This window comes from Blautia hansenii (assembly GCF_013304445.1).
Lineage (GTDB): Bacteria > Bacillota > Clostridia > Lachnospirales > Lachnospiraceae > Blautia.
In genome coordinates this window covers 79,889-103,704 of sequence record NZ_JAAITA010000002.1, presented here as the reverse complement: position 1 = coordinate 103,704, position 23,816 = coordinate 79,889, and the positions used below count along the sequence as shown (strand labels likewise).

Annotated in this window: 18 protein-coding genes and 1 tRNA gene; 14 read left to right on the top strand and 5 right to left on the bottom strand. The window is 45.7% G+C overall.

The genetic code is table 11. The features are described from left to right. Window positions 1-52: 52 nt before the first annotated feature. On the top strand, window positions 53-1,384 hold the full coding sequence (locus G5A70_RS02540; RefSeq protein ID WP_173748008.1) for an MATE family efflux transporter: 1,332 nt from the start codon (window positions 53-55) through the stop codon (window positions 1,382-1,384). Here the strand turns inward: G5A70_RS02540 and G5A70_RS02535 are convergent. After that, complete coding sequence (locus tag G5A70_RS02535; protein ID WP_173747707.1) at window positions 1,381-1,911, bottom strand: shikimate kinase; 531 nt, start codon at window positions 1,909-1,911, stop codon at window positions 1,381-1,383. The genes G5A70_RS02540 and G5A70_RS02535 overlap by 4 nt on opposite strands. A 235-nt stretch (window positions 1,912-2,146) precedes the next feature. Between G5A70_RS02535 and G5A70_RS02530 the strand changes: the two genes are divergently transcribed. From G5A70_RS02530 to G5A70_RS02520, 3 genes are read left to right on the top strand one after another with little or no spacing between them, the layout of a single operon-like run. Beyond that, a complete protein-coding gene (locus tag G5A70_RS02530; protein ID WP_226853468.1) occupies window positions 2,147-2,623 on the top strand; it encodes a MarR family winged helix-turn-helix transcriptional regulator in 477 nt (158 codons plus the stop codon). Continuing rightward, the gene (locus G5A70_RS02525; RefSeq protein ID WP_173747705.1) at window positions 2,617-4,785 is read left to right on the top strand and encodes an ABC transporter ATP-binding protein; all 2,169 of its coding nucleotides are present in this window, start codon (window positions 2,617-2,619) and stop codon (window positions 4,783-4,785) included. The genes G5A70_RS02530 and G5A70_RS02525 overlap by 7 nt, the downstream gene beginning before the upstream one ends. Further along, window positions 4,778-6,616, top strand: coding sequence for an ABC transporter ATP-binding protein (locus G5A70_RS02520; RefSeq protein ID WP_173747703.1), 1,839 nt, complete (start codon window positions 4,778-4,780; stop codon window positions 6,614-6,616). The genes G5A70_RS02525 and G5A70_RS02520 overlap by 8 nt, the downstream gene beginning before the upstream one ends. A 17-nt stretch (window positions 6,617-6,633) precedes the next feature. Here the strand turns inward: G5A70_RS02520 and G5A70_RS02515 are convergent, their stop codons facing one another. From G5A70_RS02515 to G5A70_RS02505, 3 genes are read right to left on the bottom strand one after another with little or no spacing between them, the layout of a single operon-like run. Then, on the bottom strand, window positions 6,634-9,009 hold the full coding sequence (locus G5A70_RS02515; RefSeq protein ID WP_173747701.1) for a transglutaminase-like domain-containing protein: 2,376 nt from the start codon (window positions 9,007-9,009) through the stop codon (window positions 6,634-6,636). Window positions 9,010-9,028: 19 nt separating this feature from the next. Then, window positions 9,029-10,096, bottom strand: a complete 1,068-nt coding sequence (locus tag G5A70_RS02510) for a DUF58 domain-containing protein (RefSeq protein WP_173747699.1) — start codon at window positions 10,094-10,096, stop codon at window positions 9,029-9,031. Between the two features lie 21 nt (window positions 10,097-10,117). After that, window positions 10,118-11,086 (bottom strand): AAA family ATPase, encoded by a 969-nt coding sequence (locus G5A70_RS02505; RefSeq protein WP_173747697.1) that lies wholly within the window; start codon window positions 11,084-11,086, stop codon window positions 10,118-10,120. 399 nt (window positions 11,087-11,485) lie between these two features. Between G5A70_RS02505 and aroF the strand changes: the two genes are divergently transcribed. The 8 genes from aroF (at window position 11,486) to G5A70_RS02465 (ending at window position 19,655) form a co-directional block, all read left to right on the top strand. Beyond that, entirely contained in the window at window positions 11,486-12,511 is a 1,026-nt protein-coding gene (gene aroF, locus G5A70_RS02500; protein ID WP_173747695.1) for a 3-deoxy-7-phosphoheptulonate synthase, read from the top strand. Continuing rightward, entirely contained in the window at window positions 12,508-14,691 is a 2,184-nt protein-coding gene (locus G5A70_RS02495; protein WP_173747693.1) for a DNA topoisomerase III, read from the top strand. Before aroF ends, G5A70_RS02495 begins: the two co-directional genes overlap by 4 nt. Window positions 14,692-14,792: 101 nt before the next feature. Continuing rightward, window positions 14,793-16,157 carry a citrate/2-methylcitrate synthase gene (locus G5A70_RS02490; protein ID WP_173747691.1) on the top strand — a complete coding sequence of 455 codons (1,365 nt, stop codon included), beginning with the start codon at window positions 14,793-14,795 and terminating at the stop codon, window positions 16,155-16,157. Between the two features lie 81 nt (window positions 16,158-16,238). Continuing rightward, window positions 16,239-16,751 carry a YqeG family HAD IIIA-type phosphatase gene (locus G5A70_RS02485; RefSeq protein ID WP_173747689.1) on the top strand — a complete coding sequence of 171 codons (513 nt, stop codon included), beginning with the start codon at window positions 16,239-16,241 and terminating at the stop codon, window positions 16,749-16,751. 84 nt (window positions 16,752-16,835) lie between these two features. Then, window positions 16,836-17,393 carry an elongation factor P gene (gene efp / locus G5A70_RS02480; protein ID WP_173747687.1) on the top strand — a complete coding sequence of 186 codons (558 nt, stop codon included), beginning with the start codon at window positions 16,836-16,838 and terminating at the stop codon, window positions 17,391-17,393. A gap of 233 nt (window positions 17,394-17,626) precedes the next feature. Further along, window positions 17,627-18,508, top strand: a complete 882-nt coding sequence (locus G5A70_RS02475; RefSeq protein WP_173747685.1) for a DUF5688 family protein — start codon at window positions 17,627-17,629, stop codon at window positions 18,506-18,508. A gap of 117 nt (window positions 18,509-18,625) precedes the next feature. After that, window positions 18,626-18,698 (top strand) — tRNA-Arg (locus G5A70_RS02470). 51 nt (window positions 18,699-18,749) lie between these two features. Continuing rightward, window positions 18,750-19,655, top strand: coding sequence for an SH3 domain-containing protein (locus tag G5A70_RS02465; RefSeq protein ID WP_173747683.1), 906 nt, complete (start codon window positions 18,750-18,752; stop codon window positions 19,653-19,655). 43 nt (window positions 19,656-19,698) lie between these two features. Here G5A70_RS02465 and G5A70_RS02460 read toward each other — a convergent pair whose 3' ends face one another. Continuing rightward, window positions 19,699-20,826 carry an N-acetylmuramoyl-L-alanine amidase family protein gene (locus G5A70_RS02460; RefSeq protein ID WP_173747681.1) on the bottom strand — a complete coding sequence of 376 codons (1,128 nt, stop codon included), beginning with the start codon at window positions 20,824-20,826 and terminating at the stop codon, window positions 19,699-19,701. Window positions 20,827-21,027: 201 nt separating this feature from the next. Here G5A70_RS02460 and G5A70_RS02455 point away from each other — a divergent pair, with 201 nt between their 5' ends. Together G5A70_RS02455 and ligA are read left to right on the top strand one after the other, a co-directional pair. Beyond that, window positions 21,028-21,867, top strand: a complete 840-nt coding sequence (locus G5A70_RS02455) for a pseudouridine synthase (protein ID WP_173747679.1) — start codon at window positions 21,028-21,030, stop codon at window positions 21,865-21,867. After that, window positions 21,860-23,812 carry an NAD-dependent DNA ligase LigA gene (gene ligA / locus G5A70_RS02450; RefSeq protein WP_173747677.1) on the top strand — a complete coding sequence of 651 codons (1,953 nt, stop codon included), beginning with the start codon at window positions 21,860-21,862 and terminating at the stop codon, window positions 23,810-23,812. Before G5A70_RS02455 ends, ligA begins: the two co-directional genes overlap by 8 nt. Window positions 23,813-23,816 lie beyond the last annotated feature (4 nt).

The following is a 23,816-nucleotide window of genomic DNA, read 5'->3' as shown; positions in this document are numbered from 1 at the left end:
AAGGGTAAAAACTCTGCACAGTGCAGAGGAACATGATTTTTCCAGAGGAAGTATGTTGGGAAATATTTTTCGGCTGTCTCTTCCTTTGATTCTGGCACAGTTTATCAATGTGCTTTATAATATTGTAGACCGGGTTTATATTGGCCGACTTCCGGGAGCCAGTGCGGCGGCCCTTACAGGTCTGGGGGTGGCGTTTCCTGTCATCACCGCCATTACGGCTTTTTCTTACCTTGTGGGAACCGGGGGAGCGCCCCTGTGTTCCATTGAAAGAGGGCGAGGAAATATGGAGAAGGCCGGGCGTATTATGGGGAATTCTTTTCTCATGACGCTTGTTATGGGTGTCCTTCTCACGGTGGTGGGATTTTTGATAAAAGACCCCCTATTGTACGCGCTGGGAGCCAGCAGGGATACTTTCGGTTATGCGAATGACTATCTGAGTATTTATCTGCTGGGAACCGTCTGCGTGATGATAACCTTGTCCATGAATGGCTTTATCAACTGTCAGGGATTTGCCGGAACCGGTATGTGTACAGTGCTCATAGGCGCGGTCATAAATATTATTTTAGACCCGGTTTTTATTTTCGGTTTTCACATGGGGGTAAAGGGAGCAGCAGTGGCTACGGTGATTTCTCAGACAGTGTCAGCTTTATGGGTGGTATTTTTCCTCAGGGGAAAGAAGACGCTTTTGAAACTGCAAAGACGGTATATGAAGCCGGATTTTGGCTGCATGAAGGAGATTCTGGCACTGGGGCTTTCCGGGTTTATTATGGCGGCAACCAACTGTGCCGTACAGGTGGTCTGCAATGTTACGCTTCAGTCCGTTGGCGGAGATGTGTATGTGGGAATTATGACGATTGTTAATTCTGTGCGAGAGGTGTTAAGCGTGCCTTCTCAGGGATTTACCCAGGGGGCACAGCCGGTGCTGGGATTTAATTACGGAGCACGGGAGTATGGAAGAGTACGGACAGGGATTAAGATTATGTCTGTGGTATGCATGGCATACACTACGGTGGTCTGGATTTTTACTATGCTGTTTCCGGCTGTGTTTATCCGTCTTTTTAACGGAGGGGAAGAACTTTTGAAGCTGGGCGTGCCGTCCATGCGGATTTATTTCTTTGGATTTTGCTTTATGTCTCTGCAGTTTGCGGGACAGAGTGTGTTTACCGCATTGGGAAAAGCAAAGCAGGCAATCTTTTTCTCGCTGCTTCGCAAAGCGGTGATTGTCATACCGCTTACCCTGTGGCTGCCCTCTGTGGCAGGACTTGGAGCCAAAGGCGTTTTCCTGGCAGAGCCCATTTCCAATTTTATCGGTGGAACGGCCTGCTTTGTCACCATGCTCTGTGTAGTGCTGCCGGAGCTGTCAAGAGGAGGGAAACGCCCTTAGAGCGCATGCAGGATATCCTCACAGATTTGCCCAATATTTTTATTGTCAGTGGAAATAACCAGATCAGCAGCAGCCAGATATTTTTTCTGGCGTTTTTCCATCAATTCGGCAATATCCGCAACGGTTTTGCGATTTTTTAAAATAGGACGGGAATTGTCATACTTCACCCGATTCAGAATGGTCTGGGGTTCGGCTGTCAGCAGTATGACTTTTCCGTTTTTTTTCATTTCGGCTACATTTTCTGCACGAAGGGCAGCGCCGCCGCCGCAGGAAATGATTTTATTCGTTTCTTTTTGTAATTCTTTTAAAAGACCGGTTTCCAGATTCCTGAAATAGGCTTCTCCCTGCTGCTGAAAGATTTCAGGAATACTCCTCTGCTCCCGCCGGACAATTTCTTCATCCATTTCAATAATTTCCATAGCGCATTTTTTCCCTAAACAGCGGGCAACCGTGCTTTTTCCTGTTCCCATAAAGCCGATAAGTATGAGATTAAAGGGGAGAGAGCCTTTGTTCTTTGTCTGTGACATATGAAATCCTGCCTTTCTAAATACAGATACTTTTTCGAGTTAAACTGTGAAAATGTTATACTTATTATAACAGGACACACACACGGGTGCAAGAGCGAAATGATACTGTTAGATGACTAATTAATTTTTTGGGAGTAATTTCTAAAAAAAGTGTAAAATATAAAAATGTGACTTGCAATTTAGTAAAATGTGACATAATATAAGTTAGTCGACTAACTAAGAAAGGAGAATCGGAATGATAGATATGGAAAAAGAAGACAGCATTCAGGCAAGAGTTGTAAAGCTGACGCACCTGTATTTCCGCAATACTTTCTGTCTTCTCAGCGAAACAGGGATTCATCCCAAGCAAATGCCCTTGTTGATGCAGCTGAGCAGAAAAGAAGGGATGAGCCAGAAGGAAATTTCGGAAAATCTTCATATCAGCGCGCCTACGGTGGCAGTTTCTATGAAGCGTCTGGAAAAAAGCGGTCTTATAGAGCGGAAAAGTGACGAACAGGACCAGAGAAGAATCCGCATTTATCTGACCGAACGGGGACGAGAACTCATAGAAAAGGCCCAGCGCCAGGTAGAGAAAAGTGAAAAAATCATTTTTAAGGGCTTTTCCGAAAGTGAAAGGTGTCTGATGAAGCGTTTTTTTGACCAGATGATTGCGAACCTGGAGGCGGAAAATAATTTAGAAGGTGACAGCCAGCAAAGGAGGACTTTATGTTAAAAATGTTTCATTATATGAAGGAACGGTGGCACTATATTGTCATGATTATCCTTCTTTTATTTGTTCAGGCATTTTGTGATTTATCTCTGCCGGATTACACATCCAAAATTGTCAATGTGGGTATCCAGCAGAAGGGCATTGAAGACGGAGTGCCGGAAACCCTGCGAAAAGAATCCATGGAGCAGGTCTGTCTGTTTATGGATGAAAAAGATGCCAAAAAGGTAAAAGATTTTTATAAAGAAGATGGAGATGTTTACCGGTTAAAAGATGTAACAGAGGAAGAACGGGAAGACTTGAATCAGATTCTGGGGATTCCCGAAATGGTAGTCAGCGGACTTTGGGATGATTCCTCTGCAGAAGTAACCAAGATAAAAGAACAGCTGCAGGTACCAAAGGAGACCAATTTACTGGAACTGTTTTCTCAAATGCCAAAGGAGCAGCTGCAGGCCATGACAAAAGGCATGACGGAGAAGTTTGAAGACATGCCGGAGTCTATTATCACCCAGAGTTCCGTGCTTTTTGTGCAGAGTGAATATGAGGCGCAGGGAAAAGACCTGGATGCCATGCAGACACAGTACATTTTAGGCAGCGGATTGAAAATGCTGGGGCTGGCGCTTCTGGCAATGGCAGCAGCAGTTACGGTAACGTTCCTGTCTTCCCAGGCTGCGGCAACCCTTGGAAAGAATCTGAGAAATCAGGTATACAGAAAAGTTATTTCCTTTTCCGGCGGGGAACTGAATCATTTTTCTACAGCTTCCCTGATAACCAGAAGCACCAATGATGTGCAGCAGGTACAGCTTTTGTTCACACTGCTGTTCCGTATTGTACTGTATGCTCCCATTCTGGGACTCGGCGGTGTGTATAAGGTATTTCAGACCGACGCATCCATGACATGGATTTTAGGACTGGCAGTGGTATTAATTATACTCTTTGTGGCCTTTTTGTTTAAAATTGCCATGCCCAAGTTTACGAAGCTGCAGTACCTCATTGACGAATTGAATCTGGTAGCCAGAGAAATTCTTACCGGTGTGTCTGTTATCCGTGCCTTCAGCCGTGAGAAACATGAAGAAGAACGTTTTGAAGACGCCAATGTAAAACTGATGAAGACCAACCTGTTTGTAAACCGCTGCATGACCTTTATGATGCCGGTGATGATGCTTTTGATGAACTGCGTTACGGTATTAATTGTATGGAATGGTTCTCATGCAGTGAATGACGGTACTATGCAGGTAGGTAATATGATGGCGTTTATGCAGTACGCTATGCAGATTATTATGGCGTTCCTGATGATAACCATGATGTCCATTATGATTCCGCGTGCAAAGGTATCTGCAACCCGTATCAACGAAGTGCTGGAAACCGAAGTCAGTATTCATGATGCAGAGGAGACACAGGAAGTCAACACAGAATTAAAAGGAGATGTGGTCTTTGAGCATGTGGGATTTACGTATCCCGGTGCGGACGGGGCTTCTTTAACCGATATTGATTTTCACGCCAAAAAGGGTGAGACGGTGGCTTTTATCGGAAGCACGGGAAGCGGAAAAAGTACCCTGGTAAATCTGATACCGAGATTCTTTGATGTGACTTCCGGACGGATTCTGGTAGACGGTGTGGACATACGGAAGATAAAACTCCATGACTTGCGGCAGCGCATTGGCTATGTGCCTCAAAAGGGTGTGCTTTTCTCAGGAACCATTGATTCCAATATCCGTTACGGAAAGCCGGAAGCCACAGAAGCAGAAGTAAAAAGAGCAGCAGAGATTGCCCAGGCCTGGGAATTTATTCAGGATAAAGAAGATGGTATGGATTCTGCCATTGCCCAAGGAGGTTCCAATGTATCCGGCGGTCAGAAACAGCGTCTCTCCATAGCCAGAGCCATTGCCAAAGAACCGGAAATTTATATTTTTGATGACAGTTTTTCTGCTCTGGATTATAAGACGGATGTAGTTTTAAGAAGAGCCTTGAAGAAAGAAACAAAAGACGCCACAACCTTGATAGTAGCCCAGAGAATCAGTACCATTCTCCATGCGGATAAGATTCTGGTTCTGGACGAAGGAAAAGTGGTTGGACAGGGAACCCATAAAGAGCTTTTAAAATCCTGTGATGTCTATCGTCAGATTGCTATGTCACAGTTGTCAGAGGAGGAATTGGCAGATGAGTAATGCAAGACCAAGAGGGCCTATGGGCGGACATGGCGGCGGCATGTCTGCAGAAAAGGCAAAAGACTTTAAAACAGCTATGAAAAGACTGCTTTCCTATATGAAAAGGTACCGCATACAGCTTATGTGCATGATTGTGTTTGCCATTGGAAGTACCGTTTTCAATATTATCGGACCGAAGGTGCTGGGAAAAGCTACCACAGAACTGTACAGCGGCCTGGTATCGAAAATCAACGGAGGAAGCGGCATTGATTTCGGAAAAATCGCCTCATTTCTTTTGTGGGCGCTGGGACTGTACGTAGTCAGTGCGCTGTTTTCCCTGATTCAGGGATTTATTATGACGGGAATTTCCAATAACGTTACCTATAATTTGAGAAAAGATATTTCAGGAAAAATCAACAGAATTCCTATGAAATATTTTGAGAGCAGAACGCATGGAGAAATTCTTTCCAGAATTACCAACGATGTGGATACCCTTCAGACCAGTATCAACCAGAGTTTTACCCAGCTTATTACATCGGTGACCACTCTTATCGGTGTGTTCATTATGATGCTGTCTATCAATGTGTGGATGACCCTGGCAGCGCTTTTGATTCTGCCGGTTTCCATGCTGATTATCGGAAAGGTTATGAAACACTCTCAAAAATATTTCCAGGCACAGCAGAAATATCTGGGTGAGGTTAACGGACAGGTGGAAGAAATCTACAGCGGCCATAATGTGGTAAAGGCCTTTAACAAAGAAGAAGACGTTATCCGTACCTTTGAAGAAACCAACGAAAAGCTGTATACTTCCGGCTGGCGTTCTCAGTTTTTCTCCGGTATGATGATGCCGATTATGCAGTTTGTGGGAAATCTGGGATATGTTATGGTAGCACTTCTGGGTGGTTTTATGGTCATTAAAGGCGATGTAAAGGTGGGAGATATTCAGGCGTTCTTCCAGTATATCCGAAACTTTACCCAGCCCATTCAGCAGATTGCCCAGGTGACGAATATGCTGCAGTCTTCTGCAGCCGCTGCAGAGCGTGTCTTTGAATTTCTGGATGTAGAAGAAGAAGACCAGACTGTGGAAAATCCTGTGGACATCAGCAGTATTGAAGGAAACGTGGTAGCAAACCATGTAGCATTCGGTTATAATCCGGAACAGATGATTATTCACGATTTCAACGGCGTGGTAAAAGCAGGACAGAAGGTGGCTATTGTAGGACCTACAGGGGCCGGAAAAACTACGATGATAAAACTGCTCATGCGTTTCTATGACGTCAATTCTGGGGAGATTCTCATTGACGGACACAATCTGAAAGACTTCAACCGAATGGATTTGCGGGAACTTTTCGGCATGGTACTTCAGGAAACCTGGTTGTTCCACGGCACCATTATGGAAAATATTCGTTATGGAAGACTGGACGCTACAGATGAGGAGGTTATCGCTGCAGCAAAGGCAGCTCATGCCCATCACTTTATTATGTCTCAGCCAGGCGGTTATCAGATGGTATTGAATGAAGAAACCAGCAATATTTCCCAGGGACAGAAGCAGCTGCTCACCATTGCCAGAGCCATTTTGGCAGACAATAAGATTCTGATTCTGGATGAAGCAACTTCTTCTGTGGATACCAGAACCGAAGAACAGATTCAGGCTGCTATGGATAATCTCATGAGGGGCAGAACCAGCTTTGTCATTGCCCACAGACTGTCTACCATTCGTGACGCAGATTTGATTCTGGTTATGAAAGACGGCGATATTATTGAACAGGGAACCCATGAATCCCTGTTGGCCGCCAACGGCTTCTACGCAAACCTGTACAACAGCCAGTTTGAGAAAGCTGAGGCTGTTTAAAGGAACAGCCCTGGCGGTCAGAAAACATGGAAAAAGAGATAATACAGTTTTTTTCTGGGGGAGCAGGAAGCAAAGAATAGCTTCCTCTCCCTTGCATAGATATGACGCAGTTTGCGGATATCCTGTTTTTTAGGTGTGTCCGCCCCGAAACAGAAGCATTCGGCCAAGGTGTAAAGCTGGTCAAAGAGAATTCGTGTCTCTTCCGGCAGTTTCTGGCCGAAGAGGACAGGAAATTCCGGCTGCTGGGGATTCAGGGCAGGAATGTGGAACCGCACTTTCCATAAATCCAGAATACTGTTAAATACACAGAGAAAGCATGCTTCCCGGCTGCGGCAGAAAATGCCCATCCGTTTGCGGAAGAGAAGGATTCGTCTGAAATACAGCAGAAAAAACAAAAGAGCAGCAGTTATAAAAAATACCATTGCAAAAAAGAGGATTTTTGTCAGAACAGGCAGAAAGCCTCTTTTTTCTGTGTCTGAGGATGGGGAAGGCTGGTCTTTTTTGCTGTCTGGGAGGTTCTCCTGTTTTACCGTCTGCATATTCTCCTGGCGGGCTGTCTGTTCTGTCTGTACGGTCTGAGATGTGTCCGAAGCAGCCGGGGTGACCTCCACGGGAACCCAGCCTCCTTCACCCAGATAGATTTCTGTCCAGGCATGGGCACTGGAATCCGGCACGGCAAAGGAATAGCCGCCTTCGCTTTCTTTCTGTAAATCTTCAGGGGTAATGACGTATCCGCTGACGTACCGGGCCGGAATACCGTACATGCGGAAAAGCAGGGTTCCGGCTGTGGCAAAGTGAACGCAGAAGCCTTTTTTCTGTTCATAGAGAAAGTTGTCCAGCAGATTGCTGTCTGCGGGAACAGGGGAGAGCTGCAGACTGTAGGAGGCATGGCTGGAGAGGAAACTTTGAATTTCTCCGGCTGCCTTCAGCACCTGGTCATAGGAAGGATTTTCCGGCAGAGAGGAATATACTGGCAGGTGCTGTATGTCCTCCAGAAGCCGGGCTGTTAAGTCTTTGTCATACCAGGTATAGGTGTTTTGCACAAATTCCCTGTATAGACCTTCTGCAGAGGTTTGTGCGGAAGGAAGAGAAGGCGCTCTTAAAAATGGAGAGGAATCCAGGGAAAGAGGATAGCAGTCAAAGGTCAGCCTGGAAGGAAACTTTTCTGTCAGCACATTGCCATCTCCAGTGCTGAACCCCTTCGGTATGTCAGCCCCGTAAGGCAGATAAGTAAAGGAAGGGGAAAAGGCAGGCTTTAGGCTCATTTGTGCAGAGGCAAGAGAAGTCTGTGCTTTTCCGGCTTCATAAGGAATGGAAGGAAGCTGCTTCTGCAGTTCGTCTGACAGTCCGTAACTGCTGCAAAAAGACTTCCACTGCTTTTCGTCCAAAGCTTCCCAGACCCCGTCTGTGTAGGTGAATCCGGTAAAGCCGCGCAGGTAAACAGGTGTGTCAAAAATCCGGCTCGTGTGGAACGTAAACATAGTCTGATTGCTGTAAACAGGGGCTGTATTGTCCAGAACTTCCTTGTCTGTCTGTGTGGAAACCGTATTTTGATTGCTGTTTCCGGATGCGGTAGGACGGGTTTTCGATGTACGCGTCGCTCTGTCAGCGGAATTTGCATGAAAAAGGGCGCCAAACTTTGCAGAGGCCTCATTGACCGTCTGAAATAACGAAGAAGTGGATTGGAAAGCCAGAGCAGAAAAGCCGGGGGTCAGCACAAGGGCGCAGAAACAGTAAAGCCCGAAAAGAAGTCCGGTCTGAAGGAATCCAGAGGAGGTTTCCTTTGCAGACAGACAGTCCCACAGGAAAAAGCAGACCAAAAAACAGCCGGCGGAAAGGAAAGAAGGACGGATTTCTGTAACAAACTGTGCCACCGGTGCCAGCAGAAGCAAGAAGAGAAAAAGTACTTTTTTTCTGTACCATAGGGTGAGGCAGACCAGAATCAGGAATAACAGGGTACAGAAAAAGAAGAAAAGGGAGTTATCCGCAGCAGAGCCGGAAAAATCCGAAAATAGGGAAATACCGTAAAACCGTTCCAGCCGGGCGTGGAGATAGCCCAAAAAAGAGCTTCCCTGTGCCAGCAGAGCCTTTCTCTGAAAGAGAAGAAGACTGCAGAGCAGCCCTCCGCTAAGAAGCAGAGCCAGCCTTTTCTTTTTGTGCAGAAGAAAAAGCCCAAAGAGAAAGGTAAGAAGCAAAGCCACGCCTGCCAGGGGGAAAATCCAGAAAGAAACGGCGCCGGGAACCGCAGACATATCCTTCACACTGGAAAAGAAGCCCAGTCCGCCTAAAAAGAGCAGCGCAAAGCAGCCTGTCAGAGAAAACAGAAGGTTTTTGGGGCGGACGGGGGAATCCGCTATACGGGTAAGAACAGAAATTGTTTTTTCTTTTTTCATAAAGGCTCCATTCCGCCGTCTAAATGGACGGCACAGACTCTAGATTTTCCGGCTGACCGTTTTTATAAAATTCCAGCCGTGTATGGAGTAAAAGCGTGGTGCAGAAGGTATCGGAAGGATACTGCTGCCGGTACAGTTCACAGATATCTCCCGGTACAGGCTTTACATCTTCCAGCAGGAGGCAATAGGTGCAGAGGTCTAAATCCTCTTCCCGGCGAATGGGAAAACGAATGAGTTTTTCCTCCCGGTGATGGTACCAGATTACAAAATGGCGGCACCCCGACTGGAGAAGAGAAAACGATAAGGATACGGCAGTTTCCAGAAAACGGCTGTACGAAGCCGTGAAATCCTTATCCGGCAGAGGTTCAATGAAAAGGAATAAAAGTACAGGAAATCCCTGTTGTATACCCATGTCCCGCACCAGCAGACTGTCCGTTCTGGCACTGAGTTTCCAGTGTATCTGACGGACTCTGTCGCCGGGGCTGAAATCCCGAACCTGGTTTACAGGTGTTTGAAAGATACCGGGAAGAATCTGTTCTTCCTCCCCGCTTTCTGCGGAGAAATATCGGACTTGTTCGCTGACAGTGAGGGGAAGGGATGTGATTTTCGGGTAAAAAAGCAGTTCCTTTGGGCAGTCTTGAGAAAGCTTTCGGCTGAAAAGATGGCCGAAGCTGTAAAGGCGCACAGCCTTCACCAACAACAGGAAACGTCCGCAGCAGGGACTTTCTAAAGTTCCTCCGGGGCGGATTTCCTGCCTGCTTTTGACTGAAAAATACAACTTTTGAGTCTGGCAGACCTGTCCTTGCAAATCCTGGACCGTCAAAAGGATACAGCCTCGGAAGAGGGGAAGGATTCCCGTATTTTTTACAGACAGAGCAAACGCGATTTCCCGGTCCTGGGATTTAGCGGCAGAGGCCTGCAGAATTTCCGTCTTTATTTTCCCGGAGAGATACCAAAGCTGCAAAAAAGAGGCTGTGCCGTAAAGAACCAGAAACAGAAAAACAGCACAGGCAGCTGTACTCTGGTACAGAATCGCCAGATACAGACAGAGAAGGATACCGATTACACTAAAAATATTTGCTGCCATACAGAGCTTCCTTTCTGGGTTTTATAAAGATGTCTTTTTCCGTACAGAAGGCGCCGGAGTGGTCTTCAAAATTTCCTCCAGAAGAGAAAGCGGAGAAACGTGACTGATACGGGCCTTGGAGTTTAAAATCAGCCGGTGTACACAGACATCGGCAAACACAGACTGTACATCTTCGGGAAGCACATGGCTGCGCCCGGAAAGAAAAGCCCCTGCCTGCGCCATTTTCGTCAGTGCCAGAGTGCCTCTGGGGCTGACACCCAGTGCAATGAGCTCATGGTTTCTGGTGGCCTGTACGAGAGCGGCAATATAGCTGTAAATCCGGTCATGGACAAAAATCTCCTGACATTCCTTTTGAAGGGACAGAAGCTGAGTGACGTTCAGTACAGGCCGTACGGTTTCTATAGTGCTCTGGGCAATTCGACCCTTTAAAATGGCAATTTCTTCTTCCATGTCGGGATATCCAAGCCTAAGACAGATACAGAAACGGTCCAGCTGGGACTCCGGCAGAAGCTGGGTGCCAGCAGAGCCGGAGGGATTCTGGGTAGCAATGACGATAAAAGGCTTTGGCACGGGATAGGTACTGCCGTCCACGCTGACCTGCCCTTCCTCCATGACTTCCAGGAGGGCAGACTGGGTTTTGGGCGAGGTGCGGTTGATTTCATCGCCCAGAAAGAGATTGCACATCAGGGCACCGGGATGGAAATAAAATTCTCCGGTTTCTTTCCGATACATGGTAAAGCCTGTCAAATCTGCAGGCAGCACGTCCGGTGTAAAAGTCAGACGCTTTTCTTTCAGACTCAGTGCTTTGGAAAAAGCCAGAGCCATGGTTGTTTTGCCCACACCGGGAATATCCTCCAACAGAACGTGTCCGCCGCTTAAAATAGCCATCATCACTTTGCGAACCCGGTCTTCTTTCCCGATAACGGCTTTTTGTACCTCTTGAATTACCTGATAGGCCAGTTGGCTGCGAAGATTGGTAGTATTAGACATTTGTTTACCCCTCATCTGTAAAAAAATTCTGAAAAATAGAAATAATTCTTCAAATAATTATAATATAAAACGGCTGACATCACAATACACAACCGATTTTTTAACAAAGATTTCAAAAAACACTTAAACGCTTTAAATTGTTAAAATTTCGGTTGACAAATAGGAAAGGCGGTTATATGATAAGATTAGTTTAAAAGAAAGGGCAGGAAGAAATCATGATGCAGAAACAGGCAGTTTTTAGCGGAAACAAGGATTCTTATTACGCTTACCTGGGCTATTTTTACGGCGCAGGCTGCTTTCGCTGCAAAAGATTCTGATTCCTTTCACACAGGAAAAGAGAAAACAGCGGTGTTTGCAGCAGCAGGCATCGCTTTTTTTATGAAAACAGGAGGGCACAGCATGATTGTAGTATTGAAAAAAGGGGCGGACGAAGAGAAAGTAGACGCTTTAAAACAGGAACTTACCCATATGGGATTGCAGCTTCATTTGTCAGACGGGGTGAACACTTCCCTGATTGGTCTGGTAGGAGACACCACAGAAGTAGATGCCGAGTGGTTGTCTGCCCTGGACGTGGTAGAGTCTGTAAAGCGAATCAAAGAACCGTATAAAAAAGCCAACAAAGATATGCATCCCAAGGATACGGTGGTAGATATTGCAGGCAGAAAAATCGGAGGCGGATTTTTCCAGGTAATTGCAGGTCCCTGTTCTGTGGAAACCAGAGAACAGATGACAGAAGTAGCCTTAGATGTGAAAAAAGCAGGAGCAGGTCTTCTAAGAGGCGGTGCTTTTAAGCCCAGGACTTCACCTTACTCTTTCCAGGGACTGGGGGACGAAGGATTAAAAATGCTGCTAGAGGCAAAGAAAGCCACGGGACTTCCCATTGTGACAGAAATTATGAGCACAGACCATCTGCCCCTTTTTGATGAGGTGGATGTGATTCAGGTAGGTACCAGAAATATGCAGAATTTCCAGCTTTTAAAGGAACTAGGTAAGGTGGATAAGCCGATTTTGCTGAAAAGAGGAATGGCCAACACCTTGGAAGAACTTTTAATGAGCGCGGAATACATTATGGCAGGGGGAAATGAAAAGGTTATTCTCTGTGAAAGAGGTATCCGCACCTTTGAAACCTCTATGAGAAACACTTTGGATGTTTCCGCCATTCCCATGCTGAAATCCAAAACCCATCTGCCGGTCATCGTAGACCCCAGCCATGCGGCAGGACTGCGTTTTATGGTGGAACCGCTGACCATGGCAGCTATTGCAGCAGGAGCAGACGGTGTGATGATAGAGGTGCACAACAACCCGGAGAAGGCTCTGTGCGACGGCAAACAGTCTTTAACTCCTCAGGCTTTTTCTGATTTAATGAGCAAGGTGAGCAGGACAGCTGCCTTTTTCGGAAAAGATATGCAGGAGGCTGGCGAATGAAAACACTGGTTTTAGCAGAAAAGCCTTCCGTGGCAAGAGATATTGCCAGAGTGTTGAAATGCAGCAAAAAGCTGAACGGTGCTTTGGAAGGAGAACGCTATATTGTAACCTGGGCCCTGGGACATCTGGTCACTCTGGCAGACCCGGAGGAATATGACAAAAAATACAAAGAGTGGAATATGGAAGTCCTGCCTATGATGCCGAAAAAGATGGAACTGGTGGTTATCAAACAGACTGCAAAGCAGTATCAGGCAGTGAAAACCCAACTCTGGCGCAAGGATGTGCAGGATATCGTTATTGCCACAGACGCAGGAAGAGAAGGAGAACTGGTTGCCCGCTGGATTCTGGAAAAGGCCCAGTGCAGAAAGCCCATCAAACGCCTTTGGATTTCATCGGTAACGGATAAGGCCATCCGGGAAGGCTTTGCCAGCCTAAAAGACGGAAGAGCCTATCACTCTCTCTATGACGCGGCGGTGTCCAGAGCCGAGGCAGACTGGTTAGTGGGTATCAATGCCACCAGAGCTTTGACCTGCAAATACAATGCCCAGCTTTCCTGCGGACGTGTCCAGACGCCCACCCTTGCTATGATTGCGGCAAGAGAGGCAGAAATCCGCAGTTTTAAACCGCAGGAATACTATGGACTGACCCTTCTGGCAGGAAAAAACCGCTGGACCTGGCAGGATAAGAAAAGCGGCAGTATCCGTTCGTTCCAGAAAGAACGCATGGAAGAGAAAAAAGGGGCGGTGCAGTCGGATTTGCTGCAGGTAGTTTCTGTGGACAAGAGCCGGAAGAAAACGTATGCTCCTGGGCTGTATGATTTGACCGAGCTGCAGAGAGATGCCAACAAAAAATTCGGTTTTTCCGCAAAGGAAACGCTGAATATTATGCAGAGACTTTATGAAAATCATAAAGTGCTCACTTATCCGAGAACCGACTCCAGATACATTGGCAGCGATATTGTGTCCACCATTAAGGAAAGGCTGAAAGCCTGCGCGGTAGGTCCTTACCGCTCTCTGGCAGGGTCCCTGTCCATGAAGCCGGTGAAAGTATCCAAATCCTTTGTGGACGACAAAAAGGTCAGTGACCACCACGCCATTATTCCTACAGAGCAGTTTGTGCAGTTGGACCACATGACAAACGAAGAACGGAAAATTTACGATTTGGTAGTCAGACGGTTTTTAAGCGTGTTGTATCCGCCTTTTGAGTACGAACAGACCACCATGAAAGCCTCAGCCGGGGGAGAAATCTTTACGGCAAAAGGGAAAATCGTGAAGCAGGCCGGATGGAAAGAGGTTTATGAAGGCACCTGGACAGAAGAAGAGGAGGAGGAGGATTTCCAGAAGCTTTCCGATATACAGGAAGGTGAGAAGCTGAAAATCGAGAGAGTGGAACTCACAGCAGGAAAAACCAAACCTCCGGCCCCTTTTACAGAGGCAACCCTGTTGTCTGCCATGGAAAATCCGGTGAAATATCTGGAGAATGCAGATGAAAAAGCGGCAAAGACCCTGGGAGAAACCGGAGGTCTGGGAACCGTTGCCACACGGGCAGATATTATTGAAAAGCTGTTTCACACGTTCTTAATGGAAAAACGGGGAAATGATATTTACCTGACTTCAAAGGCAAAGCAGCTTCTGGAACTGGTTCCGGAAGATTTAAAGAAACCCGAACTGACGGCAGACTGGGAGATGAAGCTGTCAGAGATTTCCAAGGGAAAATTGCAAAAAGACTTGTTTCTAAAGGAAATCCGGGGGTATACGGAGGACCTCATCCGGGAAATTAAGACAGGAGAAGGCACATTCCGCCATGACAATCTGACCAATACGAAGTGTCCGGTGTGCGGAAAACGGATGCTGGCAGTGAACGGTAAGAACAGTAAAATGCTGGTGTGTCAGGACCGGGAATGCGGACACAGAGAAACCATTTCCCGTCTGACCAATGCCAGATGTCCCAACTGCCACCGGAAAATGGAGATGTATGTCAAGGGAAAAGAGGACACCTTTATCTGCAGCACCTGCGGTTATAAGGAAAAACTTTCCAGTTTCCAGCAGAGAAGAGCCAAAGAAGGGGCAGGGGTCAGCAAAAAAGAGGTGCAGCGTTACCTGAACAAACAAAAGAAAGAGGCCCAGGAACCTGTCAATAATGCTTTTGCAGATGCACTGGCTAAATTAAATCTGAAATAAATGGTTCATAAATTTTTTAGAAAAAATTTTCTTGTCACCCCTTATCTCATGTGTTAAAATGTTATCACGCTAAAGCGAAAAACAGATAAGGGGGAATCAAAATGTCCGATTTTAATATGAATGTTACTCCGGAAATTGAAATGCTTACGGAAATCTGTAAAGAAAACAGCCGCATAGATGCATCCCTGTATCCGAAATACGATGTCAAAAGAGGGCTTCGTGACATTAATGGAAAAGGTGTTCTGGCAGGTCTGACCCAGATTTCCAATATTGTTTCCAAAAAGGTGATTGACGGTGAAGAGGTTCCCTGCGAAGGCGAATTGTATTATCGCGGAATTAATGTAGAAGACCTGACGAAAGGCTTTCTGGATGAAAAGCGTTTTGGATTTGAAGAAGCTACTTACCTTCTTCTTTTCGGACGTCTGCCCAGCCGGAAAGAACTGGATGATTTCTGCAAGATTCTGGCTGCCCAGAGAACGCTTCCCACAAACTTTGTCCGGGATGTCATTATGAAGGCACCCAGCAAAGATATGATGAATACCCTTTCCAGAAGCGTTTTGACTCTGTATTCTTATGACGAAAATCCGGAAGATATTTCCCTTCCCAATGTTCTCCGTCAGTGTATCAACCTTATCAGCGTGTTTCCCATGCTTTCCGTATACGGTTATCAGGCGCATAAACATTACAATTTGGACGACAGTCTTTATATCCATAATCCTGAGAAAAACCTTTCCACAGCGGAAAATATTCTGCTGATGCTGCGTCCGGATAAGCAGTACTCACCTTTAGAGGCGTCTATTTTAGACCTGGCTCTGGTACTTCATATGGAACACGGCGGCGGAAATAACTCCACTTTTACCACTCATGTGGTATCCTCCTCCGGTACGGATACGTATTCTGCCATTGCAGCAGCCCTGGGTTCTTTAAAAGGACCTAAACACGGAGGCGCCAACATTAAGGTGGTCAGTATGTTCCAGGATATGAAGGAACACTTAGAGGACTGGAGTGATGAAGAGGAAATTAAGGGATATCTGACGAAGCTGCTTCATAAAGAAGCTTTTGATAAGCGTGGGCTTATCTATGGAATAGGGCATGCCGTTTATTCCATTTCTGACCCCAGAGCGCAGATTTTCAAGAAATTTGTCCGCCAGCTTGCAGAAGAAAAAGGCAGAATGAAAGACTATGAACTCTATGCCACCGTGGAACGTCTGGCTCCGGAAGTCATAGCAAAAGAGCGGCGCATTTACAAAGGTGTCAGCGCTAATGTGGACTTTTACAGCGGTTTTGTGTACAGCATGCTGGGACTTCCGCTGGAACTGTATACACCGATGTTTGCCATTGCCCGTATTGTCGGCTGGAGTGCGCACCGCATGGAAGAGTTGATTAACACAGATAAAATTATCCGTCCGGCTTATAAAAATGTGTTGGAAGAAATGTCCTATGAGCCTTTAAAGAGCAGAGGATAATTTGACAAATACCGCCTGTACCTGTTACCATAGAGAAAATGCAGAGTGTTTTACAAAGCGGGTACAGGAAAGGAAGAAAATATGTTTCAGAAATTTTTCCCGGATGAATATCTGGATTCTACTTATCTCATAGATTTCGATGCTCTTTACAAAAAGGGGTACAGAGGCGTCATTTTCGACATTGACAATACTCTGGTTCCCCACGGGGCACCGGCAGACGAAAAGGCAGAGGCTCTTTTTGCCGGACTGAAAAACACAGGCTTTCAGTGCTGTCTGTTGTCCAATAATCAGTATGAGCGTGTCAGCTCTTTTAACCAGAACATTCAGGTACATTTTATTGAAAACGCCCATAAACCTTCCAGGAAGAATTACCGAAAGGCCATGGAACTTATGGGAACTTCTCTGGAAAACACGATTTTTGTGGGAGACCAGCTTTTTACAGATGTTTACGGGGCAAAGAGAACGGGAATTTACAATATTTTGGTAAAGCCCATTCATCCAAAAGAAGAGATTCAGATTGTATTAAAGCGGAAACTGGAAAAAATCGTGCTGTATTTTTATAAGAAAGAGAAAAGAAAGAGAAAAAACAGTTGAAAATTGCCCGGATGTATTATAAAATGAAGTACAGTGGAAAAAACACAGGTTTTCCCAATGGACGAAATAAGGAGGAATATCATTATGATATCAGCAGGAGATTTTAAAAATGGTCTCACACTGGAAATTGATGGTAACGTAGTACAGATTATGGAATTCCAGCACGTTAAACCAGGTAAAGGTGCTGCATTCGTTAGAACAAAATTAAAAAATGTTATCAGTGGCGGAATTATTGAAAGAACTTTCAGACCAACTGAAAAATTCCCACAGGCTCGTATTGAACGTGTGGATATGCAGTATTTATACAGCGATGGCGATTTGTTCAACTTCATGAACAATGAAACTTATGACCAGATTGCAATCGGCCAGGATACAGTAGGCGATTCTCTGAAATTCGTAAAAGAGAACGAAACTGTAAAAGTATGTTCTTACAACGGAAGCGTATTCGCGATTGAACCGCCATTATTCGTAGAACTGGAAATCACAGATACAGAGCCGGGCTTTGCCGGAAATACAGCGCAGGGCGCAACAAAACCTGCAACTGTAGAGACAGGAGCCACAGTATATGTACCTCTGTTCGTAAACCAGGGCGATGTTATCAAAATCGATACAAGAACAGGAGAATACCTGTCCAGAGTATAAGACAGATATAAGAATCCGGGGGCGGTGTCTTTGGCGTATCCGTCCCGCGGATTTGACTTGAAATTCTTTTTACATTTCTGATTTTATTTTTATTCACACACATTCGTGAAAGATTTTTCCAGATACAAACAGGAAGTGATATAAAGCAGCAGCAGGGAAAGTCCGTCTGGCACACCAGGTACTTTTTCTGTTCTGATTTATATAAATAATTATTTCAGAAAGGAAAAATATGTATGGACTATGAAACTTTCAAAACAGAACTATTGGAGGTGCTGCAAAGAGCCGCAGGAGAAAAAAAGGAAGTATCTTTGCACCAGATAGAGAAAAATAACGGCGTTTTACTGGATGGCATTATTATCCGTAAGGAGGGAAAAAACATAGCCCCCACCCTTTATCTGGAAGAACTGTATGAGGCCTGGGAAGAAAACGCCTCTATGGAAGAACTGGCAAAGGAAATTCTGGCATTTGAAGAATTGCAGAAGCCGGAGACAGAGATTTCCATGGAGAATTTTGAAGATTACGGACAGGCCAGAACCAGAATTTATTATAAACTGATTAATTACGAAATGAATCGGAAACGCCTGGACAAAATGCCGCATATAAAATATCTGGATTTGGCAGTGGTTTTTTATTACCGGGTGGAAGGGGGAAACTTTCACGGGGCCACGGTGTTAATCCACAACTGCAATCTGGAAGCCTGGGGCATTACCAGACGTTGTCTGCTGGAAGACGCCGTGCACAATACCAGCCGGAAGCTTCCCTACACACTTCAGGGAATGGAAGCCCTGATTGCAGAGCTTACCGGAGAAAGCCCGGAATTTTCAAGGGAAGAGGAACTGATGTATGTGCTGACCAACAAAGAAAAATGTTTTGGCGCAGCAGTTATCCTTTATCCTCATGTCTTAAGTCATATCGCAGGTCTGCTGCGGGGGAATTTCTACATTCTTCCAAGCAGCGTTCATGAATGTATTCTCGTCCCGGACCGGGGACAGTATTCCCGTTTGGAGTTAAAGAAAATGGTGAGAGAGGTGAATGAAAAACAGGTAGAAGAGGAGGAGATTCTCTCTAATGAGGTTTATTATTATGACAGGAAAAAAGCCGCTCTTATGATGTAAAAGTGGGGGCTGACACCCTGTTTTTGGGATGAACAGGGTGTCATTTCCCAAAAATGCGTATAGGTCTTTACATTTTCCAAAATGTGTGGTATGATAACCAAGATGTAACAATCGCAGGCACTCGTAGCTCAGGGGATAGAGCAGTGGTTTCCGGTACCACGTGTCGGGGGTTCGATTCCCTCCGGGTGTGTTTTGTGCTTTGGGGAGAGCATAGGGATAAGGGAATATAAGGAGGAAAGGTATGTTAGACAATTTCAGAGAATGGCTCTCAGATAATCTGAGGTATATTCTTCTGGGTCTGGCAATTCTGCTTGCTCTTGTCTTATTATTTTTTGGCGTCAAAGCTTTAACCGGAGGATTTTCTGATGAAAAGCCAAAAGATACGGAGAAAAAGACAGAGCAAAAGAAAGATTCCACAGATTCCGATGAAGCAGAGAAAGACGATGCGGATAAGGAAGATGAGAATGCTCTTGAAAAGAATGCATACCCTGAAGTAAATGCCCTGATTGAGTCCTTTTATACAGCATGGGGACAGAAAGACGTCGCCAAGATGAAAGAATTAACGGATAACTTCGATGCCACAGATGAGGCAAAGGTAACCAATGCGACGTATATTGAAAGCTATGATAATATTGTAGTTTACACCAAGCAAGGACTGGAAAAAGACAGCTATGTAGTTTTTGTTTCCTATGACTTGAAGTTTAAGGATGTGAAAACAGCAGCGCCGGGACTTTCAGAGCTCTATGTTATCAAAAATGACAGCGGAAATTATGTGATTCACAACGATGACAGTGATGCGGAAGTACAGGAATGTATCGAAAAGACCAGACAGGAAAAAGATGTGATGACGCTGATTGAAGATGTGGAGAATAAACTGAATGAAGCTATGGCGTCTGATGCAGAGTTAAAAGCCTTTGAAGAAAAGTTAGGTAAGGAAGTGAATACCGCGCAGATGGCAGACAACGGCGATATGCTCACGGCAAAGGAAGACTGTAATGTGCGTGCGGATTCCACGACTAATGCAGAGATTCTGGGAAGGCTGAAAGCCGGCGACCAGGTGAAGAAGCTGGAAAACGGAGAAGACAACTGGATTAAAGTGGAGTATAACGGGCAGGAAGCCTATGTATATGCGGATTTACTGCAATAAGAGTATAGAAAAGAGAAAATGAGGAACAGGAATTTCCTGCTCCTCATTTTTTTGCAGTGGCGTCCAAACTGCCGTCTTCTTTCAGAAAATAGGATTTTCCGTCAATGGTAATCCAGCCTGTGGCCATGGTGCCGTCTTCATTAAAATAATATTGTTTGTTGTCGATTTTTCTCCAGCCTGTCATAAGCTGTGCATTGGCAAGATAATATTTTTTGCCGTTTTGTTCTACCCAGCCGTTTTTCAGTTCGCCTTCTGCAGTAAGGAAGTACCATTTTCCACTGTCCTGGAACAGTCCGGTTTTGGCGCTGCCGTCTTTGTCAATGAAGTACCATTTATTGTCCTGTTTCATCCAGCCGGAAGATGCCAGAATACCTTCTTCATTGAGAAAATATTTCTTCCCGCTGACGGTTACCCAGCCTTTTAATTCTTTGCCGTCTTTGTCTACGAAATGCTTTTGTCCTTCCTCTTCAATCCAGGCATTGGTTACCTTGGAACCGTCCTGGTCCATATAGTAGCGGTCATTGCCGTTGGTAATCCAGCCTGTAGCCATAGTGCCGTCCTCCCGGAAGTAATAAGTTTTGCCGTCAATATCCTTGAATCCTACAGTCAGGGCACCGGTATCATCACGATAGTATTTTTTGCCGTCATCTTCCGCCCAGCCGGAGGATACAGAGCCGTCCTCATTAAAGAGATGCTGTGCGCCGTCGATTTCCGTCATGCCCACAGCCATGACGCCATTGCTTTGAAAATAATATTTTTTATTTTCAATATCTGCCCAGCCGATGGTGGGAGAGCCGTCTTCTAGCAGGTAATATTTCCCGTTTTCGTCTTCAAACCAGCCGGAAACCGGGGAACCGTCAGAATTGCGGTAATAGAGCTTGCCCTTATCCTGCACCCAGCCTGTTTTCACATAGCCTTTGGAATCAAAATAGTAGGTCACATTGTCCAGTACCTTGCTGTCATTTTGAATCACAGAGCCGTCATGGTAGACATAGCGTTTACCGGTTGCATTGTAAACCCAGTGGTCCTCCTTCATGGCCTCCTGCCTGTTTTCGTAAGCAACCAGATAGTTTCTTACCAGTACACAGGCAAAGGGCGGGGCCAGAACAAAAAAAGCACCCAGAAGAAGAACGAACACGGTAAGAAAAAATCCCTTTTTTGTAACTTTCATGCTGTCTCCTCTTTTGTCAGTCAGACTGTCCTGTCAGTCCGCCTTAAAGTTTTCGTTGCCGTTCTTATTATACCTTGAATCATGGGAAAATAGCAACCGGGTTTGGAAGAAATCTTTCCTTTACCGGGGAAATTGTGGTATAATAGTCCCACATTGTGCAGACCGTATACCAGCGTTGGGCGGTAAAAAAAGGGAGATATTATGCGTTTAAATAAGTATTTAAGTGAGGCAGGAGTCTGTTCCAGAAGAGAGGCAGACCGTCTGGTGCAGGAGGGCAGAATTCTCATAGACGGCGAACCGGCGGCCTTAGGAACCCAGGTGGAAGACTCCAGCCGGATTCTCATAGATGGGAAAGAAATCCGCAGAGAAGAGAAAAAGGTGCTTTTGGTTTTTCATAAACCCAGAGGAATTGAGTGTACCACAGACTTGCGTGTGAAAAAAAACGTGATTTCTTATATAAATTATCCAATACGGGTATATTATGCAGGAAGGCTGGATAAAGACTCCGAAGGACTGCTGCTTCTGACCAATCAGGGCGAACTGGTGAACCGAATGATGAAAGCAGGCAATGGCCACGAAAAAGAGTATGTGGTTACCGTAGACAGGCCGGTGACGGAAGAATTTTTGGCGGCCATGGGAAAGGGTGTCCCCATTCTGGGAACCGTTACCAGAGCCTGCAAAGTTACAAAGGAAGGAGAGCGCAGTTTTCGGATTGTGCTGACCCAGGGTTTGAACCGGCAGATACGGCGAATGTGTCATTATCTTGGATATGAAGTGAAGCGTCTGAAACGTGTGCGGATTATGAATGTCTGTTTGGGAGACCTGGCTGTAGGACAGTATCGGGCAGCCACCGGGGAAGAAATGGAAGAGCTCACCCGGCTGTTAGAGAAACGTGAGCAGGAGAAAAAGGCAGGAAAAGTGCAGGAAACCTATACCGGAGGAAAGCCTGTAAAAAACGCGGGAAAATACAGAACCCCTGTCAAAGACAGGAAAGGACTACATCAGGGACAACAAAAACGGAGGTTTGAGAAACATGGATAAGATGCAGAGAATGAAAGAACTGATTCCCATGCTGACGGAGGCCGCAAAGGCCTATTATCAGGAAGACCGGGAAATCATGAGCAATTTTGAATATGACAGATTGTATGACGAACTGGTAAAGCTGGAGGAAGAGACAGGAGTCACCCTTGCAGGAAGTCCTACGGTCTCTGTGGGATATGCGTCATTAGAAGAACTGCCGAAAGAGGCCCACGAAAGTCCTATGCTTTCCCTGGATAAGACGAAAGACCGGGAAACGCTGCGGCAGTTTGTGGGAGAGCATAAGACCCTGCTTTCCTGGAAACTGGATGGCCTTACCATTGTACTGACGTATCGGAATGGAAAACTGGAAAAAGCAGTCACCAGGGGAAACGGAACCGTGGGTGAGGTGATTACCAACAATGCCAGAGTGTTTAAAAACATTCCTCTGCAGATAGGATATCAGGGAGAACTGGTGCTTCGGGGAGAGGCCATTATCACGTATTCTGATTTTGAAAAAATCAACCGGCAGATAGAGGATGTGGATGCCAGATATAAAAATCCGCGGAATCTGTGCAGCGGTTCAGTACGGCAGTTAAATAACGAGATAACCGCCAGGCGAAATGTGCATTTTTACGCGTTTTCTCTGGTAAAGGCTGAGGATGTGGATTTTCAAAATTCCAGAGAGCAGCAGTTTCTGTGGCTGAAAGAACAGGGCTTTGAAGTGGTGGAATACCGGGTGGTGACGGCAGCTGCTCTGGATGAGGCTATGGAGTATTTTGCCCATCAGGTCGCAGAGAACGATTTCCCTTCCGATGGACTGGTGGCGCTGTATGACGACATTGCCTATGGAGAATCTTTAGGAAGTACGGCAAAATTCCCCAGAAATGCCTACGCCTTTAAGTGGCAGGATGAAATCCGGGAAACTGTGTTAAGAAAAATTGAGTGGAGTCCCTCCAGGACGGGTCTTATTAACCCGGTGGCCATATTTGACCCTGTAGAACTGGAGGGAACCACTGTCAGCCGGGCCAGTGTGCACAACATCAGTATTATGAAAGAAATGCAGTTGGGAATTGGGGATAAGATACAGGTTTATAAGGCTAACATGATTATCCCACAGATTGCGGAAAACCTGACCCGCAGCGGAAATCTGGAAATTCCCAATATCTGCCCGGTGTGCGGACAGGAAGCCAGGGTGCAGAAGACCAATGAAGTAGAATCTCTGTACTGCATGAATCCCCAGTGTCAGGCAAAGAAAATCAAGTCTTTTACCTTATTTGTCAGCAGAGATGCCATGAACATTGACGGGCTTTCCGAGGCTACACTGGAAAAATTTATTCAGAAAGGCTTTATTAAGGACTTCGGAGATATTTTTGAAATAGACCGGTACCGGGAAGAAATTGTGGGAATGGAGGGCTTTGGCGAGAAGTCTTATGAAAATCTCATGGTAAGTCTGGAGAGAGCCAGACACACCACACTGCCCCGGCTTTTGTACAGTTTGGGAATTGCCAATATTGGACTGGCCAATGCCAAGGTTATCTGTAAAGCCTTTGATTATGATATAGAACGGCTCATTGCAGCTACAGGGGAAGAAATCAGTGACATAGAAGGCATTGGGCCTGTGATTGCCAAAACCTATACCGAATATTTTAAGGATGAGGAAAATCAGAGAAAGCTTCGTCATCTGCTGTCTCATCTGGAACTGGAAACTGTGAAAAAAGAGGAAAATTCCTCTCTGGAAGGCAAACAGTTCGTGATTACCGGCAGTGTAGAACACTTTGCCAACCGGGCACAGCTAAAAGAATATATTGAAGAGAGAGGCGGCAAGGTGACGGGAAGCGTAACCTCCAAAACCCATTATCTGATTAACAATGATACAACTTCCAATTCTTCCAAAAACAAAAAAGCCAAGGATTTGGGAATTCCTATACTGTCGGAGGAAGATTTTTTGAAAATGGCAGGAGAGTGACAGG